The sequence below is a fragment of the Haloferula sp. A504 genome, assembly GCF_044385805.1.
Lineage (GTDB): Bacteria > Verrucomicrobiota > Verrucomicrobiia > Verrucomicrobiales > Akkermansiaceae > Haloferula.
In genome coordinates this window covers 1-17,790 of the sequence record NZ_JBISBU010000049.1, presented here as the reverse complement: position 1 = coordinate 17,790, position 17,790 = coordinate 1, and the positions used below count along the sequence as shown (strand labels likewise).

Sequence of the window (17,790 nt, the reverse complement as noted above, 5' to 3'; positions counted from 1 at the left end):
AGGAGGATGGTTTCATTGCGGGCGCTGCGGACACTTGTTCCGGGGCGTGGTGGGGCAGTCGTGTCCGGAGTGCGGCGGGCACCCGGTGGTCGAGGAGAAGGAAATCACCTTCCTGCAGGCCGCCAGCCAGTTCCGGAGTGAGGCGTCGGCAAAGCCGGCCCCGGCGAGCCCGCGGAAGCCTGCACGAAGAAGGAAGCGCAAGAAGGGCGGCCTGATGCTGTTTGTGGTCGGCTGGTTTGTCTTCCTCGTCCTGCTGGTCGGGCTGGTGTCCTTCCTCCGCCAGAACGAGGGTTCGGGAAGCGGCTCCGGAGGGTCGGTGACCGAGGCGGCCGAAGACCAACGGGCGCTCAACGAGGCCTGGCAGAAGTGTTCGGAGCAGGTGGCCGACTTTCTCAAGGAGACGATGCCGGAGCGGCGGGTCAAGGCGGTGCACGACCCGACCGAGACACTGCGGAGGATGGTGCGCTACGGAGGGGTTTCGCTGCGGATTGACGACGAGGAGGAGAGAAAATGGAAGCGGTTCCAGCCGATCGACATCGACGGACAGCGGGCCTACGAGGGGGTGATGGAGTTTGCCGACGGCCGGCGTGCCGAGTTCGTCTTCCTGCCGGAAGCCGACGGGGAATTCGGGATCGATTGGCCCAACCTCGTCCGGTATTCCGAGCACCCATGGTCCCTGTTTCTTTCCGGAAGCGCGCCACCGACGGGTGAGTTCCGTCTGTTGGCGAGACGACGGGCGGGTTCCAGCGGGCAGGTCGGGGACGTGACGAGCATCGTGCTTTTCGCCCCGGATCCTTGGGATCCGGAGCGTCTGGGGCCGCGCTCGCCGGAGGTGGAGGTCGCGCCGGGGTCGCGCACGGCGCGGATGCTCGAGGCGGCATTCCGCCTGCGCGAGGACGAATCCGGCGCCTTCGGAAGCAAGCTTCAGCAAGAAGACCCTCGGTCGATGGTCCGGATCCGGGCCAAGCTACGGCGCCACGATCCCGGGGGGGAGGGTGAGTCCGCGCGCTTCGAGATCGATGAGATCCTTGGTTGCCACTGGATCTCGGTGGAGGACCCGGGCGTGGATGTGCCCGACGAGTGATCTTGGTTTCAGCCGAGCAGCCCGCGGCGCATCGCGGCTTCCGGATCGCGATCGGGGAACCAGTAGCGGAAGGCGGCGACGCCCTGGTGGAGGAGCATCAGGCTGCCATTGGCGTGAACGGCACCGATGTCGCCGGCCGCCTTCAGCAGAGCGGTGGGATGGTAGATGGTGTCGAAGACCGCATGCCGCGAAGTGAGGCACCCGACCGGGATCGGTGACGGATCGTCGTCCTTGAGTCCGAGGGACGAGGTGTTCACCAGCAGCGCGGCACTCCGCACGAGCTCGAGGTTCCCGGGTTCGTCGATGGCATCGGCGGCGACGAGGTGAAGATCAAGATCCGGATGCCGTTCCCGCAGTGGCCCGGCGAGCGTCTCGATCTTGGAGAGCGTGCGATTGACCAGCACGAGGCGCCCGACCTGCCGCCGCGCGCAGTGGGCGGCGATCGCACCGCCGGCACCTCCGCCGGCACCGAAGATGGCGACCGCGGCGCCGGGAAGATCGAGTCCGAGCGCTTCCTTGACCGCCTGCTCGAAGCCTTGCCCGTCGGTGTTGGTGCCGCGGGTGGCGTCGGCGTCGAAACGCACCGTGTTCACCGCGCCGAAGGAGCGGGCGGTGTCGTCGATCTCGTCGCAGGCCTCGAGCGCCTCGAACTTGTGCGGCACCGTGACATTGCAGCCGATGAAGCCGAGCTCTCGCATCCGGGTGAAGGCCCGGGCGACCTCGCCGGGCTCCACCTCGAGCGCCACGTAACGGGCGTCGATGCCGGCTTCATCGAGCGCCGGCTGGTGCATCTGCGGCGAAAGCGAATGCCCGACCGGGTGCCCGATCACGGCGAGGCGCGCGGGCTTCGGACCGGCGGAGGCGTCGGCGAGGGTGGCGAGTGTGAACAGGGACATGGTGATGGAGAGGAACGCCGGTTATGAAACCGGCATCCGGACCTGTTTGGAGAATGCCGGTTTCATAACCGGCGCTCCACGAAGTCGCGCAGGCGCTTGACGCATTCTTGCTTGCCAAGGATGCCGAGGATGTCGCCGAGGTCGGGTCCGCCGGTCTTGCCGCTGAGGGCGACCCGGGTGGGGAACATCAGCTGGCCGGGCTTCGCGCCGTTGGCCTTGGCGGTGGTGCCGATGCATTCCTTGGCGGCATCGGCGGACCATCGGTCGAGGGACTCCAGGGCATCGGCCAGCGCGGCGAGCAGCGTGCCGGCGGCCTCGCTCTTCCTCACCTTCTCCAGGGCCTGCCCGTCGATCCCGATGTCATCCTTGAGCAGGAAATCGAGGGCCTCGGGCACCTCCGAGAGGAGCCGGACCTTTTCCTGCACCGAGGCGGCGGCGGCCGGGTAGCGGTCGGTGATCGGCAGGCTGGCGGTCTCGACGAAAGGTCGGGCGGCTTCGGCGAAGGCCGCCGGGTCGAGCTTGAGCAGGTGCTGTTGGTTGATCCACGCGCATTTCTCGGAGTCGAAGCGACCGGGCGAGCGGTTGATGTTCTCCAGTGAGAAGCGCTCGATGAGTTCGTCCATGGTGAAGACCTCCTCCTCGGTCTTCGGATTCCAGCCGAGCAGGGCGATGAAGTTGGCCACCGCCGGGGCGATGAATCCGGCCTTCGGGTAGTCGCCGATGATCGCCCCCTCGTCGCGCTTCGACATCTTGGATCCGTCGGCATTGAGGGTGAGCGGCATGTGGGCGTATTGCGGTGGCTCGACGCCGAAGGCCTCGAAGAGCTGGAGGTGCTTCGGGGTGTTCATCAGGTGGTCCTCGCCGCGGATCACGTGGGTCATCTTCATTTCCAGGTCATCGACCACGTTGACGAAGTGGAAGACGTAGGAGCCGTCCGAGCGGCGCACGACCATGTCCGGGTTGTTGTCGAGATTCCGGTAGTCGATGGTGACTTCGCCGCAGACGAGGTCGTTCATGGTGACCGGTTTGCGCTCGAAGCGGAAACGCCAGGCGCCGTCGTCCTCGTAGACGCGGTCCTTTTCGAGCAGGACCTCGAACCACTTGTCGTAGAGGTGGGTGCGCTCGGACTGGTTGTAGGGCCCGTAGTCGCCGCCCTTGCCTTCGCCCTCGTCCCAATCGAGTCCGAGCCATCTCATGCCATCGAAGATGGCGGCCCGCGCGTCGCCGGTGTTTCGCTCCTTGTCGGTGTCCTCCACGCGCAGCACGAAGCTGCCGCCGTGGTGGCGGGCGAAGAGGAAATTGAACAGCGCGGTGCGTGCGCCGCCGACGTGGAGGAAACCGGTCGGCGACGGGGCGAAGCGGGTGCGGACGTGCATGCCGCTAGTTCCCTAGCGGGCGGTTGAACTTCCAAGCGCAAAGTTCGGGGAATTCCACCTCAAAGCTCGTCGTCGCTCACCGGCTCCCGCAATGCCGAGGCCTTTTGGTATTCCGTGACCGTGCCCCCACCGAAGATCGCTGCCCGCAGCGCCACGCACCCGCCCTCCGCCGCCAATCGGCGGAACTTTTGGCCCGGAAAGATTACTCGGGCCCCACCTTGCCATCGGATTCGGCGGCCACTTACGCTTCCACCATGCCCCCGGCCGATGCCATCGACGCCTTCATCACCCGCTGGGAAAACTCCGGCGCCGCCGAACGGGCCAACTACCAGATGTTCCTCTCGGAACTCTGCGACATTCTCGAAGTCCAGCGGCCCGACCCGACCTCGCCCGACCCCGAGCGCAACCTCTACGTCTTCGACCGCGCGATCACCCGGGTGAACCCCGACGGCACCGCCACCACCAACTACATCGACCTCTACAAGGCCCGCCATCTCGTCTGCGAAACCAAGCAGGGCACCTCCGCCGATGACACCGCCGCGCCCGCCAAGACCGGCCACGGCCGCCGCGGCAGCGCCGCCTTCGACCAGGCCCTCGAGCGCGCCTACCACCAGGGTCGCGACTACATCACCCACCTGCCCGCCGCCCACGGCCGACCGCCCTTCCTCATCGTCTGCGACGTCGGCCACTCGCTCGACCTCTACGCCGAGTTCACCTGCACCGGTGGCCGCTACGAGCGCTTCCCCGACCCGCGTCACCACCGCATCCTCCTCGCCGACCTCCGCCGCCCGGAAATCCGCGAGCGCCTGCGCCTCGTCTTCACCGACCCCCACGCGCTCGACCCCTCGAAGCGCGCCGCCGAGGTCACCCGCGACATCGCCAGCCGCCTCGCCCGCCTCGCCCGCGCGCTCGAAGCCGCCGGCCACGACCCGCAAATCATCGCCGGCTTCCTCCAGCGCTGCCTGTTCACGATGTTCGCCGAGGACATCGGCCTGCTGCCCGCCGACGGCTTCCGCGACCTCCTCGAAAAGCTCAAGTCGGACCCCTCCGCCTTCCCCGTCCACGTCCAGGCCCTGTGGAAGGAAATGGCCACCGGCACCGCCTCCTCGCTCGTCCTGTTCCAGGAAATCGCCCACTTCAACGGCGGCCTCTTCGAATCCACCACCGCCCTGCCGCTCGATGCCACCCAGCTCGACATGCTCGCCGATGCCGCCGCCTCCGACTGGTCGGAGGTCGAGCCGTCGATCTTCGGCACCCTGCTCACCCGCGCCCTCGACCCCCGCGAGCGCCACAAGCTCGGCGCCGAATACACCCCGCGCGCCTACGTCGAGCGCCTGATCCGCCCGGTCATCCTCGATCCCCTGCGCGAGCAATGGGAGGCCACCCGCATCGCCGCCGCCAAGCTCCATGCCGATGCCGGCCGGCTCGAAGCCCGCGCCGCCGGACTCGATGCCGAGGTGAAATCCCTCGGCCTCACCGATGCCGCCAAGAAGGCAGCCGCCGCCGCCGCCAAGGCCCGCGCCGAGGCGCGAAAGGCCGACGCCGAGGCGCTCGCGCTCGTCACCGACTTCCACCGCCACCTGTGCGCGCTCCGCGTGCTCGACCCCGCCTGCGGCACCGCCAACTTCCTCTACGTCACCCTCGAACACCTCAAGCGCCTCGAAGCCGAGGTCCTCGAACTCGTCACCGCCCTCGGCGGCGACGCCACCTTCGAGATGAGCGAATACAAGGTCCGCCCCGAGCAGTTCCTTGGCCTCGAACTCTCGCCCAACGCCGTCGCCATCGCCCAGCTCGTCCTCTGGATCGGCTACTTCCAGTGGCAGCGCAAGACCACCGGCAAGGCCGACACCGGCGACCGCCCGCTGCTGCCGAAAACCCCGTCCATCCGCCGGCAAGACGCCGTGCTCGCCTACGACGAACGCATCCCGCGCCGCGATCCCGACAGCGGCGAAATCCTCACCATCTGGGACGGCCACACGACCAGGCCCCACCCCGTCACCGGCAGGGAAGTCCCCGACGAATCCGCGCGCAGCGTGCTCTTCGACTACGTGAACCCGCGCCGCGCCGAATGGCCGCAGGCCGACTACATCGTCGGCAACCCGCCCTTCATCGGGGCCTCCCGCATGCGCGAGGCGCTCGGCGACGGCTACACCGAAGCCCTGCGCAAGGCCTGGAAGGGCGGGGTCCCCGAGTCCGCCGACCTCGTCATGTTCTGGTGGTGCAAGGCCGCTGCAGAGACCGCGCAAGGCCTTTGCAAACGCTTCGGCTTCATCACCACCAACTCCATCCACCAGACCTTCAACCGCCGCGTGATCGAGCCTTTCCTCGCCCACGCGAAAACGCCGATCCATCTCGCCTACGCCATTCCCGACCACCCGTGGATCGACTCGGCCGACGGTGCCGCCGTCCGCATCGCCATGACCGTCGCCGCGCCCGGCAAGGCCGAGGGCGTTCTCGAAAAGGTCACCGCCGAGCGACCGATGGAGCATGGGGAGGTGGATGTGACCCTCATTCGGAGCGGGGGCATTCTTGCCCCCAATCTGCAAATCGGCGCGGATTTGACGTCGTGTGTCAGCCTGCAAGCCAACTCGAAACTCAGTTGCCCCGGCGTCAAGCTCCACGGCTCCGGCTTCATCGTCACGAACGAGGAAGCCACCCAACTCGGCCTCGGCTCGATTCCCGGCATCGAGAAGCATCTCAAAGGATACCGCAACGGCAAGGATCTCACCAACCGACCGCGCGGCGTTCGTGTGATCGATCTCTTTGGTCTAACCGACGAGCAGGCGCGGTCCGAATGTCCCACACTCTATCAGCATGTGCTCACGCACGTGAAACCTGAGCGGGACCAAAACAATCGAGACACCTATCGCATCAACTGGTGGATTTTCGGCGAGCCCCGCCGCGATTTTCGTCCCGCACTCGCCAACCTCCCCCGCTACATCGCCACCGTCGAGACCAGCAAACACCGCTTCTTCACCTTCCTCGACCGAAGCATTCTCCCGGACAACATGCTGGTCGCCATCGCCTCCGACGACGCCTTCCACCTCGGCGTCCTCTCCTCCACGATCCACGTGACATGGGCGCTTGCCGCCGGCGGGCGTCTTGGGATGGGCAACGACCCCCGCTACAACAAGTCCCGTTGCTTCGACCCCTTCCCCTTTCCCGATCTCTCCGAAGGCCCGCTCAAGCAGCGCATCCGCGATTTGGGCGAGCGGCTCGACGCGCACCGCAAGCGGCAGCAGGAGTTGCATCCCGGCCTCACGCTCACCGGCATTTACAACGTCCTCGAAAAGCTCCGCGCCGGCGAGGCCCTCACCGACAAGGAAAGGAAGATCCACGACCAGGGCCTCGTCACCCTGCTCCGGCAGCTCCACGACGAACTCGACGCCGCCGTCCTCGAAGCCTACGGCTGGAGCGACCTGGCGGCCGAGACGGAACACGCCAAGACCGAAGACGGAAGACGGGAACAGCTGCTCAGCCGCCTCGTCGCGCTCAACCACGCACGTGCCGCCGAGGAGCGGCAGGGGCGGGTCCGCTGGCTGCGGCCCGACTATCAGAATCCCGGCGCTGCCGAGGCCGGCCCCGTCCAACAAACGCTCGCCGACGATGGCACCGCGCCGACGAAAACCGCGCGGCCGCCGGGGGCCAAGGCCTTGTCGTGGCCTTCGAGGTTGCCGGAGCAGGTCGCCCTCATCCGCCAGCATCTCGCCGCCGACCCCGCTGCCACGGCGGAGGGGCTTTCCGGACTCTTCGGCCGCAAGAGCCGCAAGCGCAGCGAGCAGATCGAGGCGATCCTCGAGACCCTCAAAGGGCTCGGCCACGGGTGAGGCCATCGGCGGCCCTCCGTGCGCCCCGTTGGGGCGCGATGGGGTGGGGGTTCCAGGGTTCCAGGGTGCCTTCGGCACCCTTCGCTATCGCCGTCGGCCCCGTTGGGGCCGTGAATCGGCGCGCCGACCACAATTCCGTCGCATCGCAATTCCCGCACCAACGACACGGACTGCGGTCACTGGGTCGTCAATGGGCCCGCTGTCGCATCACCTCCCCCGCGCCAACGGCGCGATCGGTGATAGCGAAGGGTGAAATCCGTCCCGGATTTCACTCTGGTCCGCCGCCTCCCGCCGATCCCCGCGCCCCCCAACGGGGCGCACGGGGTGTTGTTGCCACGCATGACACCGCCAGGCATCGGAAGCGGTCAGGGAATTTCATCGTGTTCCAGTCCCTCACAAGCTCACTCTCCGGCACCATCCGCGCATCCGGGCCGACCGCTGCCCGGATTCACCCCACATATGTCCGACCCTGTTTGCTGAAATCCCCCCATGACGGAAATTCCCTCCGATTCGGGATGGTTGCCCGATCCCTGGCGCAGTCATCCGCCCGAAGATTCCTCAGCCGACCCGGTGGAAGGCACTCTAGGCCACGGCCACCACTGGCGGGCACTCGGAGTGACCGACGAGCGCCAACTCGACGGGCTGATCGACAAATTCCTTCTTTTGGCCAGTGGGATCGGCGATCCTGCTCCCGCACCGTGGTCCGGCGGCGAATACGCACGGGTCGAAGCCTGTGAGTTTCCCCAGGCGTCGATCCGCTTTCGATTTCTGTGTGGGGTGGCGAGCTACGATGAGCCCTATGATCTGGTTTCCGCCTACCCGGTGCTGGTTCGCAGCTCGGAGTGGATTGTCCGGATCGAGCAAACCACCGATTCCTACGGCCCGTATGAGGGCACGGTCGTCGCGGAGACGGCGAGCGGCCATGATCTTGAGTTCTTCGCCACTGATTTTGCCGAGAGGGCGGACTCATGGAAGCGGACCGGCCTCGCTCGCGTGGCCTTGGTGGGCCTCGGACTGTCGATGGAAACCTATTTCAGCGATCCGTGGATCATCCGCGAAGGCCCGATGGTAGAACTCCGCAAACAAGAACTTCGTGACGAAGGCAGGCATGCCGAGGCGGACGATCCGGACTTCCACCTGACGGTGACCAGCGACCGATTGAGGACGCTCTTTTCCGACCACCACGACCACCACATGCTGATCGGCAAGGTCCGGCGGGTGACGGGTATCAGGCCGAGACCCGAGTTTCAGGGATGGCGCTTGGAAGTGGAGTGTCTGCCGGACGAACTTCCCAGCGGGCATTGTCTGGTGGTCTATCTCTTTCGCGCCGCTTGGACAGAAGGCGCTCCGCCCCGCAAGGGACAGATGATCCAGGGAACCATCTGGCTCCAAGGCACGTGGCTCGACCGGGTCGGCAAAGACGACGCCGTCATCTGGAAAAGATCCACCGCGATCTGGAGCGATGAATGAGCTTCGACTGCTGCGGCATCCCCGCTTCGAGGGACAGATCGTGCGCCCGGCCCTGAAACAGGAACGGCCGTGCGCGTGTGCGGGCTTTTCGCTCGGGCGGGTGTTGCCGGATCAGGGCGCCGTGCAGTTCGATTTCGCACTGGTGGCCATGCGCTTCGAGCGTCTCGACGGGATGGACGGCGTCGGGCGGAAGACGCTGGAGATCCTCCATCCGGTGGCGAGCGAAGTCGCCGAGGCTTTTGATCGGCGCGTGCTCGGCCTGTGGGCGGCGTGGACGCGGCCGGAGGACCACATCATGACTCGAGGGCGGGAGCGCGATGCCTGGCTCGCCGGGGAAGCGGAGAAGCTCGGATTGCCCTATGTGAGCGTCACTCCCATCGACGGCCTGTGGCGTTGGTGGAGCACTTGGATTTCCGAAACCCGGGATTTTCCCGACCGGGCGCGGCGCGGCGTCCGGGTCAGGGGCCGGGCCTGTGACGGTCCGCTCGACAATCCCCGGCGGGTGCGGGCCGAGTGGCGGAGACAACTTGAATTGCACAAGATTCCCCAGCCGCACAGAGATGCCTGACATCAGGCAATTTGAGGGTTGGCACAACAGCGGGATTGTCTGGATGGACGTGATTCGCATCTTGCCGGTCCCCCCAATTCCGCCGAATATGTCCGGGATGCAAGCGATCACCGAAAAGAAGCTCGCCGCGTTCGAGAAGAAGCTCGGCGAGCTGGGAATTCTCTCGCAGGAGATCAAGCGGCTGGACAGGCAGGTGATGGAGTTGAGGGAAAGAATCGATGCCCCGAAGGATTGGAGTCTGATGGCCGGTCGCCTTCGCGACACCAGAATAGCCCGTGAGGCTGATGCCATGGGGCGCGACATCCGCAGGAAACAGGCCAAGCCCTGAACGGCGGTGCTCGCACTCGACACCGACCATCTGACGGAACTCGGATATGCGACAGCTCCGGGAAAACGGCTGGCCACCCGGCTGGCGGAGGCGGATGGGGAAGTCGCCATCACGATCATTTCCGTGGAAGAGCAGATGCGCGGTTGGCTCGCAAAGATCGCCGGAGCGAAAGCCGTCACGGAGCAGACACGCGCCTATGCTGCGTTGGGACAACGGGTGAACTTCCTCGCGGGCTTCGATCAGCTGCCATGGGACCGGGGTGCCGCATCGCGATTCGAGCGCTTCCGCAAATCCGGCATCCGGATCGGCACCCTGGATCTCAGGATCGCCTGCATCGCCATCGAACGCGGTGCCCTGCTGCTCACGCGCAACAGCGTGGATTTCGAAAAGGTCCCGGGGCTCAGGTTTGAGAACTGGCTGGACTGAGAGCCGGTCAGCATGCCAGCTCCCAGCGAGAAGAACCCGCCATGAGCACGCCGGAACCACGAGATCCTCCGTCGGTCGGGAACGCCAGCGACATCGACTGGAACCGCATCCTGCCCGATGAGGGCGAAAGCGTGTTCAATCGCTGGATCTACCTCCGGCACCATGATGTCCACGACGCATTGGATGCCGGAGCCTTGCTCGCGCCGCCCGGACAGAGTTCCGGGCACGCGCTGATTTACGCGGTGTGGTCGCGGGATTTCGGCCTGCTGCGGGACCTGTTGAAACGGGGCTTCGAGGTCAACCAACTCGGCTTCACCGGCGAGGGCGAGCACCCGGTCACCGCCCTCGATGCCGTGGCCGAAGACTACCACTGTAGCGACGGGAAAATCGACAAGATCGTGCTCGATGCAATGCATGCGCTACTTCGCGAGCATGGGGGTCTTTATGCTTGTGAACTTTCGGGCCGAAACCCGAAGACAAAGGAATGATGGGTAGAATTTGGGCCAGGGTGGGCTCGCCTCGCCGTTCCAAGTTCAAAGTTCGGCCTTTTGCATTGGTTCCCGGCGGATCGGGCGCATGATGGCGGGACGGTGGTCAAGCTTGAGAAACGGGGCAGTGTGGTGGTCGGCGCGTCGTTTTCGCTGGCGGCGGCGGGATTGATTCTGGTCGACGGCGTGCTGATCGCGATCGGGCTGGCGGGCGCGATCCTGGTGGGGCTGGCAAAGCTTCTCGGCTGGTGGAACCTGCGGCGGCTCGAAACCACGGTGGAGGCTCCCGGCGTGGCGCAGGCCGGGGACGAGGTGAGGCTCGGGGTGGTGGCGCGCAACCGGCGGCGCCTGGTGGACGCCTTCCGGGTGCGGATTTCGGTCAAGGGCGCGGGCAACTTCGAAGCGGAGGCACTTCTCCCCTGGATCGCCGCGGGATCGTCGGCGTCGGGGGAGGTCCGCGTCGAATTGCCGGCGAGGGGCGTCTCGGAAGCTCTGGAGGTCGAGCTGACCTCGGAGTTCCCGTGGGGCCTGTTCCGGCAGTCGCGGAATTTCCGCATCGGACACCGGATGCGGGTCTTGCCGAGGCCGGTGGTGCCGGTCGAGATGCTGGCGGGCTCCGGTTCGCTCGGGTCCGGGGAAAGGCGCCGCCCGGGGGCGCGCGAGGCGGTGGGCGAGCTGCGGGGGCTGCGTGACTACCGCGCCGGCGACCGGGTGAAGACCGTGGCGTGGGCCGCGAGCGTGAAGTCAGCGGCGCAGGGGGGGGCGCTGATGGTCCGCGAGCTGGATCCGCCCGGATTCCGTCCGCAGCGGGTGATCCTGCTGTTTCACTCCTACGGGGCGGATCGCGCGCTGATTCGTCCGGATCGCTTCGAGCGGGCGCTTTCGCTCGGCTGGGGGGCGGTCCGCCGCTTGCGGATGCGCCGGGTGCCGGTGACCTGGCTTGCCGACTTCGAGGAATGGGTGCCGCGGGAAGTCGTGGGCCGGGATTCGCTGAGCCAGCTCGGGGACGCGCTGTGCCGGGCGCGGCGCGCGCCGGGGACCGAGGCCCATGAGGTGGAGGCGCGGCTGGATGAGCTGGATGGGGAGGTGGTGGTCATTTCCGACATGCCGCCGGCGGCATGGGAGGGTCTGGTGGCGGGCCGCCGGGGCGTCCGTGTCGTGGATGTGAGCGACTACGAGAGGGGTCTGCGGTTGAAAGGAGGAAGCCGTGCGTAGTCTCGCGGCCCTGCTTTCGCTGGCAGCCGCCTACGTGCTGCTGAGGGGGCACCCGGAGACCTGGCCGGCGGTGGTCAGGGCCTGCGTGGCGGTGGTCTGCCTGTTCGGCGGGCTCGGCTGCTGGGCCGTGGCCAGGCGCCCGGATCTGCCGGTGCTGCCGAGCCGGCGGCGCGCCCGCCTGCTCGATTCGATCGCACTGGGGGCGGTGGTGCTCGCCGTCGAGGTCGGATTCCTCGCGTATTTCCACACCGCGCCGGAACCGCTCGAGCAGGTGGCCGCCAAGGTCGAGGAGTGGTTGCGCCCCGAGGCGGCGGCGAAGCGCCGGCTCGAGGAGCAGCGGGAATCGGAAAGCCGCGGCGGCAACTGGCTGTGGAACCACGAGGGCGAGCGTCCGCTGCCGAGGCGCACGAACTTCAAGCCGGGCAACCGCCCGGAGGTCTTCCTCCAGCCGTCCGCGGACGCCGGGCGGCTGCTGGAGTCGCGGGTCTACGTGCACGCGTTTGCCATGGCCCGCTACGACGACAGCACCTGGGCGCCGCTCGGCGGCGGCGACCTGGCCCGGACGACCGGCAACGACGGTTGGTTGCGGGTCGGGGGAGCGCCCCGGGGCGAACCGGTCAGTTACCGGGTCTTCCTCGGCCGGGAACCGCACGGCCAGAACCCGCTGGTTGGCGTCCAGGGCCTCGCCGCAGTCCGGCTTCCCGGTGTGCGGGAGCGGGCTCCGGGACATCTGCTGCTGCCGGAGACCGATGGCGGCGGCTACGAGTATGATGCGGTTTCCCGCCCGCGGACGCTCGATGAGGTGGACCCGATGGCGGTGCCGGGCCGGGGGCTGCCCGATGGATACCTGGACCTGCCCAACAACGCGTTCGGATCGCGGATCGCGAGGTTCACCGACGCGGTGACCGGCGGCGGCCTGCCCGTCGCCCGGCTCAAGCAGATCCGCACCAACCTGCGGACCACTCTTGAGTATTCGCTGGTGACTGAAAACCCCGACAACCGCGATCCGATGGAGAATTTCCTCTTCGAGGAACAGCGCGGGCATTGTGAGTTCTTCGCGACCGCCGGAGCCTTGATGGCGAGGGCGGTCGGGGTGCCGTCGCGCATCTGCTACGGCTGGACCGGGGGCACCTACTACGAAGGTAGTGGGTTGTTCGTCTTCCGGGCGCGGGAAGCCCACGCCTGGGTTGAGGTCTTTCTCGAGGGTGAGGGATGGGTGGTGCTCGATCCGACGCCTCCGACCGCCCTGGAGCGGCTGCGGCCCGAGGTTGCTCCGCCCGACGCGCCGCCGCCGGGAATGGACGAGGTGGAGATGGACGAGATCTCGCCCGATGCGGCCCGGCCACTGCCGTGGCTGCTCGGCCTCGTCGCCTTCGGGCTCTTCCCGGTGGTGTTGCTCTGGCCGATGCGCCGCCGGCGCCCGGAGTCCGCCGTCATGGGCGGCGGCGGGAAACAGCCGGCCTACGGTCCCGCCTTTGCCTCCGCCTGCCGGCGTCGCGGGGTGAGGTGGTATCCGGGACGGACGCTGCGCTCGATGCTCGAAGCGCTGGGCGACCCGCCGGAATTTGCCGGGGACCTGATCGCCTACCACTACGGCGTCCGCTACGAAGGCGGAAGCCGGGACCGGGAGCGGGAGCGCCTGCTCGGCGCGAAGATCCGCGAGTGGGACGCTCAGTTCCGCGAATAGGAGCCGGAGCCGCCCGTGCGGCTGTACTGCTCGTCGCGCAGCTTCTTCAGATACTCGAGGTAGCGTCGCTTCGACTCGAAGTCGGTGCCGTCGGGGGTGACGCCGCCGCCCCGGGGTCCGTATTTTTTCCACGGACCGTAGGGGACCTGGGACGCCTCGACGAACCGCCAGTGGCACTTCTCGCCGGATTGGAGGCCGAGGTAGTCGCGGATCGAAGGAGAAATGTCGATTGCGGCCCCCTTGTTGTTGCGGTTCTTCGGCGGGCTGTTGCCGAAGACGTAGCGCCAGTCGTCGGTCACCCACGGTCCGCAGTCCTCCCACTGGGCGTAGCAACTACGGCCTCCATGGTAGATCTGCACCCAGCGGCCCTTGAGGACCGTCTTCCCGGGCTTCGGGTTCACGCGCGAGAACCACGGAATCACCTTGGCGGCTTCCGGCTTGTGCCGCGACCAGCCGGCGACGTCGTTGTAGGGCAGCGCGATGTAGAAGGGGTTGAGCTTGGGGATGAATCCCTTCGGCCGGAAATCGGAGGTGGTGTGGCAGGCGACGCGGGCCTTGGGGTCCGGGTTGTCGTAGCCGCCGAAATTTCCCATCCAGTTCTGATCCCACGACGACTTGCAGTTCGGGGTCGGGTTGTTCTGCGTCGGCTGCTCGCCAATCCAGAACACGGTGGCGGTGATGTTCTGCCGCCACGGGTAGAGCCGGTTGCCGGCGGCGGGGGTGCGCGGGGCGGGCTGGATCGGCTGGCGGGTGGTGGGGATGACCACCCGCGGGAGATTCGCCGAGCTGGCCACCGCCTGGGCATGCGCCGGCTCCGCCGCCGTGAGGACGGCTGCGAGGGCGATGAGCGGGGTGGGCAGGCGCATGGGAATTTTCAGAAGCGGCGGAGGATCGTGTCCTTCGCGAACCGGTCGTCAAGATGGGGGTAGTCTAGAGTATGATGCAAGCCCCTCGATTCGCGGCGCCGGATCGCGCAATCGACGACCAGCGAGGCGACGGCGACGAGGTTGCGGAGTTCGAGGATGTCGGCGTTCACCCGGTGGCCCCAGTAGAACTCGCGAACCTCCTTGCGCAGGTTCTTCAGGCGGGTGCCGGCGCGGCGCAGGCGCTTGTCGGTGCGGACGATCGAGACGTAGTCCCACATCAGGCGGCGGAGCTCGTCCCAGTTGTGGTAGATGACCACCAGCTCGTCGGGCGGGGTGGTGTCGCCGTGCGACCAGTCGGGGATGCTCGGGGCTTCCGGCGAGGCTTTTCCGGGCGGGTGGTGGTGCAGCAGGTGGTCGAGGGCCCGGCGGGCCAGCACGTTGCCCTCGAGCAGCGAGTTGGACGCGAGGCGGTTGGCCCCGTGCAGTCCGGTGCAGGCGACTTCGCCGATCGCGTACAATCCGCGCACGGTGGTCTTGCCGTCGATGTCGGTCACCACGCCGCCGCACTGGTAGTGGGCGGCGGGGACGACCGGGATCGGCTGCTTTTCGGCATCGAGGCCGAAATCGAGCAGCTTGTCGTGGATGTAGGGAAACTGCTCGCGGAAGAATCCGGGGGGCTTGCGCGTGGCGTCGAGATAGACGCAGGGCTTGCCGGTGCGTTTGATTTCGCGGTCGATCGCGCGGGCGACGATGTCGCGCGGGGCGAGCGAGCCGCGGGGATCGGATCGCTTCACGAAATCCTCGCCCCGGTCGTTGATCAGCACCGCGCCCTCGCCGCGGACGGCTTCGGACACGAGGAAGGACCGGGCTTCCGGACCGGTGGCGCCGGGATTGTAGAAGCAGGTCGGGTGGAACTGGATGAACTCCATGTTGGCCACGGACGCGCCGGCCCGCCAGGCCATGGCGACCCCGTCGCCGGTCGCGGAGTCCGGGTTGGTCGTGTAGAGGTAGACCTTGCCGCAGCCGCCGGTGGCGAGGACCACCCGGTCGGAGCGGAGGACCTTCACCTCGCCGGTCTCGCTTTCCAGCACGTAGGCGCCGAGCACCCGGTCTTCGGTCACCGCGCCCAGCTTGCCGGTGGTGATGAGGTCGATCGCGAAATGGTGCTCGAGGATGGTCAGGCCGGGAGTGGCCCGGGCCTTGTCGATCAGCGAGTTGGCGATCTCCCGGCCGGTGGTGTCGAGCGAGTGAAGAATGCGGCGCTTCGAGTGGCCGCCTTCCTTGTGCAGATCGTAGCCGCCGCCGTCGCGGTCGAACTCCGCGCCATGCGCGACGAGTTCGTCGATGGTCGTCGCGCCTTCGCCGACGATGGCCCGGACGACGTCTTCGCGGCATAGCCCGGCGCCGGCATCAAGCGTGTCGGCGACGTGCAGATCGACCGAGTCGCCCGGGTCCCGCAGTCCCTCGGGCAGGACCGAGGCGATGCCGCCCTGGGCCCAGGCGGTGTTGGAGTCGGGCAGCTCGCCCTTGCAGACCAGCGTCACGGAACCGTGGGCCGCCGCCCGGATGGCGAAGGACAGGCCGGCGATGCCGCCACCAATGACGAGGAAGTCGGAGGTCACGGGATAAAAGCTGAAACGCTGAGAAGCTGAAAAAATGACATGCTGGCAGGGCGGGGAGACATGCTCATGACGGATCCGGATTCAATCGTCAAAATCCGAAGAACGCCAAGGAATTATCCTGAGTCTGCTGCTCAGGAAGCGTCCTCGGAACTCGACTCAGCCCGACCACAAAGTTCCTGTATCAATTGCTGAAAATGTGCGAGCTTGGCGGCTTCAAAGTCGAAGCTTTCTTCGGATGCCGGATTGACGGTGAGGCCGAGTGGTTGGTCGAGATGGATCAGGTCTTCAAAGATCTCCTGGATGGGCATTCGGAAAAGGCCCAAGCCATGTTTGCGAAGGGGTGAGACCCATTCGGCAGCATGTGTTTCGTCGGTAAAGGCGAATGCACACTGGTTCCTGCCTTCAAAAGCGAACAAGGCCGGGTCCCAGGTTTTTCGCTCGGGAAACCCAATCACGAAGAGACTGCCCCCGGCGAGGGAGATGAGGACACCGAGGAGGCCGACTTCGTATTTCTTGTGCGCGTCAACGGTTTTCAACGCCGTCATCAACGGCAGAACCGGAAATACCAATACATTGTCGATCAGGCGGACGTCACCGTAGAAGACCGCAGCCGCCAGCCGGGTGGGACGAGAAAGATCGATGGCGGGCTGGAGCGTCTCGGCATCGACAAGTTCGAGGTAGTCGATGCGGCTAATCGGCGACTCGATGCCGGTGCGGGCGGTGGCGAGGATCGAGGCGGGATCGTGCTTTTCCGAGGCTTCGACCAAGGCCCGGTGGATTCGGGGAGCATCCGTCCGCTGCGCCGGATCGAGTCTGGCATTGCGGGATGACATGGCCAACCCGTCGGGTTCGCGGACGGTCGGGTGACTGAGGATTTCCACCGGCACGTCGAGGTCGCGGACCAGGCGGCGGATGATGGCGAGCTGCTGGTAGTCCTTTTCGCCGAAGACGGCCGCGTCCGGGCGGATCAGGTTGAAGAGCTTGAGGACCACCGTGCACACGCCATCGAAATGGCCGGGCCGGGTGGCGCCGCAGAGGGTCTTCGACAGCGAGGTTTCGAGGACGGTGATCGAGCGGTCGGGGAAGTACACGGCCCTCTGCTCCGGCGCGAAGACGAGATCGACCGCTGCGGCCCGGCATTTCGCCAGATCGTCGTCGAGCGGGCGCGGATAGGCGGCGAGATCCTCGGCGCGGTCGAACTGGATCGGATTGACGAAGATCGACACCGCCACCGTGCCGTCGGCCCCGGCCGCCTCCCGGGCCCGCCGGATCAGGGCGAGGTGGCCTTCGTGCAGGGCACCCATGGTCGGGACGAGGACCACGGGGCTCGGCGAGGGCCGGCGCAGCTCGGCGGGATCGGTGACGACACGCATGTCGGCAGCAGCATTTGCGAGCGGAGCGAAGGCCGCAAGGCCCATCCTGAACCCCGAGGACCGGCGTTGACGGCCCTCGGAAATACGTTCACGGTGGCCGCGAACCCCGAAAGGGACATCCGTATTCATGAAAATCATCCGCACCATTACCGCCCTTGTGCTGGCGATCGGGCTCTCTGGGGCCGCCGTCGCGCAGGAAGGCACTCTCGACATCGCGACCGTGGACATGCAGTCGCTCTTCAAGGAGTACCACCGCACCAACGAGGCCCAGAAGCAGATCAACATCGAGCGCGCCCGCATCCAGAAGGAGAACAACGAGCGGCTGGCCCGCATCCGCGAGCTGGACACCGAGCTGCAGAACATGCGCAAGCAGCTCGACGATCCGTCGATTTCCGACTCGAAGAAGCAGAGCGTCTATCAGGAATGGCAGATGAAGCAGAACGAGGGCATTGCGCTGGACCGCGAACGCCGCGAGTTCCTGCAGCGCCGCAACCAGGCGCTCAACGAGAAGATGGTGCAGCGGATGAAGGGGATCCTCGAGGAGATCCGCAAGCTGGTGGAGGA

Annotated in this window: 15 protein-coding genes; 10 read left to right on the top strand and 5 right to left on the bottom strand. The window is 66.8% G+C overall.

The window, feature by feature from the left end:
* Positions 1-49: 49 nt before the first annotated feature.
* Entirely contained in the window at positions 50-1,084 is a 1,035-nt protein-coding gene (locus ACG2LG_RS18330; RefSeq protein WP_396261457.1) for a hypothetical protein, read from the top strand.
* Between the two features lie 8 nt (positions 1,085-1,092).
* Here ACG2LG_RS18330 and ACG2LG_RS18325 read toward each other — a convergent pair whose 3' ends face one another.
* Complete coding sequence (locus tag ACG2LG_RS18325; RefSeq protein WP_396261455.1) at positions 1,093-1,980, bottom strand: shikimate dehydrogenase family protein; 888 nt, start codon at positions 1,978-1,980, stop codon at positions 1,093-1,095.
* 62 nt (positions 1,981-2,042) lie between these two features.
* Positions 2,043-3,356 (bottom strand): glutamate--tRNA ligase, encoded by a 1,314-nt coding sequence (locus ACG2LG_RS18320; protein WP_396261453.1) that lies wholly within the window; start codon positions 3,354-3,356, stop codon positions 2,043-2,045.
* A gap of 254 nt (positions 3,357-3,610) precedes the next feature.
* Between ACG2LG_RS18320 and ACG2LG_RS18315 the strand changes: the two genes are divergently transcribed.
* The 8 genes from ACG2LG_RS18315 to ACG2LG_RS18280 all read left to right on the top strand — a co-directional run bounded on the left by ACG2LG_RS18315 (position 3,611) and on the right by ACG2LG_RS18280 (position 13,365).
* Positions 3,611-7,183, top strand: coding sequence for a class I SAM-dependent DNA methyltransferase (locus ACG2LG_RS18315; protein WP_396261451.1), 3,573 nt, complete (start codon positions 3,611-3,613; stop codon positions 7,181-7,183).
* 489 nt (positions 7,184-7,672) lie between these two features.
* On the top strand, positions 7,673-8,653 hold the full coding sequence (locus tag ACG2LG_RS18310) for a hypothetical protein (protein ID WP_396261449.1): 981 nt from the start codon (positions 7,673-7,675) through the stop codon (positions 8,651-8,653).
* Positions 8,646-9,221, top strand: a complete 576-nt coding sequence (locus ACG2LG_RS18305; protein WP_396261447.1) for a hypothetical protein — start codon at positions 8,646-8,648, stop codon at positions 9,219-9,221. The genes ACG2LG_RS18310 and ACG2LG_RS18305 overlap by 8 nt, the downstream gene beginning before the upstream one ends.
* Positions 9,214-9,549 (top strand): hypothetical protein, encoded by a 336-nt coding sequence (locus ACG2LG_RS18300; RefSeq protein ID WP_396261445.1) that lies wholly within the window; start codon positions 9,214-9,216, stop codon positions 9,547-9,549. The genes ACG2LG_RS18305 and ACG2LG_RS18300 overlap by 8 nt, the downstream gene beginning before the upstream one ends.
* Positions 9,550-9,555: 6 nt before the next feature.
* A complete protein-coding gene (locus ACG2LG_RS18295; RefSeq protein ID WP_396261443.1) occupies positions 9,556-9,975 on the top strand; it encodes a type II toxin-antitoxin system VapC family toxin in 420 nt (139 codons plus the stop codon).
* Positions 9,976-10,016: 41 nt separating this feature from the next.
* Positions 10,017-10,463: a hypothetical protein gene (locus tag ACG2LG_RS18290; RefSeq protein ID WP_396261441.1), complete on the top strand. Its 447-nt coding sequence runs from the start codon at positions 10,017-10,019 to the stop codon at positions 10,461-10,463.
* Between the two features lie 102 nt (positions 10,464-10,565).
* Positions 10,566-11,678: a DUF58 domain-containing protein gene (locus ACG2LG_RS18285; RefSeq protein WP_396261439.1), complete on the top strand. Its 1,113-nt coding sequence runs from the start codon at positions 10,566-10,568 to the stop codon at positions 11,676-11,678.
* Positions 11,671-13,365 (top strand): transglutaminase family protein, encoded by a 1,695-nt coding sequence (locus ACG2LG_RS18280; RefSeq protein ID WP_396261437.1) that lies wholly within the window; start codon positions 11,671-11,673, stop codon positions 13,363-13,365. Before ACG2LG_RS18285 ends, ACG2LG_RS18280 begins: the two co-directional genes overlap by 8 nt.
* On the opposite strand, the gene ACG2LG_RS18275 is transcribed toward ACG2LG_RS18280, so the two are convergent.
* The 3 genes from ACG2LG_RS18275 to panC form a co-directional block, all read right to left on the bottom strand.
* On the bottom strand, positions 13,350-14,231 hold the full coding sequence (locus ACG2LG_RS18275) for a hypothetical protein (RefSeq protein ID WP_396261435.1): 882 nt from the start codon (positions 14,229-14,231) through the stop codon (positions 13,350-13,352). The two genes, ACG2LG_RS18280 and ACG2LG_RS18275, sit on opposite strands and share 16 nt — an antisense overlap.
* Positions 14,232-14,239: 8 nt before the next feature.
* Positions 14,240-15,853 (bottom strand): L-aspartate oxidase, encoded by a 1,614-nt coding sequence (gene nadB / locus ACG2LG_RS18270; protein WP_396261434.1) that lies wholly within the window; start codon positions 15,851-15,853, stop codon positions 14,240-14,242.
* A gap of 131 nt (positions 15,854-15,984) precedes the next feature.
* Positions 15,985-17,226: a pantoate--beta-alanine ligase gene (gene panC / locus ACG2LG_RS18265; RefSeq protein ID WP_396261432.1), complete on the bottom strand. Its 1,242-nt coding sequence runs from the start codon at positions 17,224-17,226 to the stop codon at positions 15,985-15,987.
* Positions 17,227-17,353: 127 nt separating this feature from the next.
* Here panC and ACG2LG_RS18260 point away from each other — a divergent pair.
* The coding region (locus ACG2LG_RS18260; RefSeq protein WP_396261430.1) for an OmpH family outer membrane protein at positions 17,354-17,790 on the top strand (437 nt) is incomplete at its 3' end.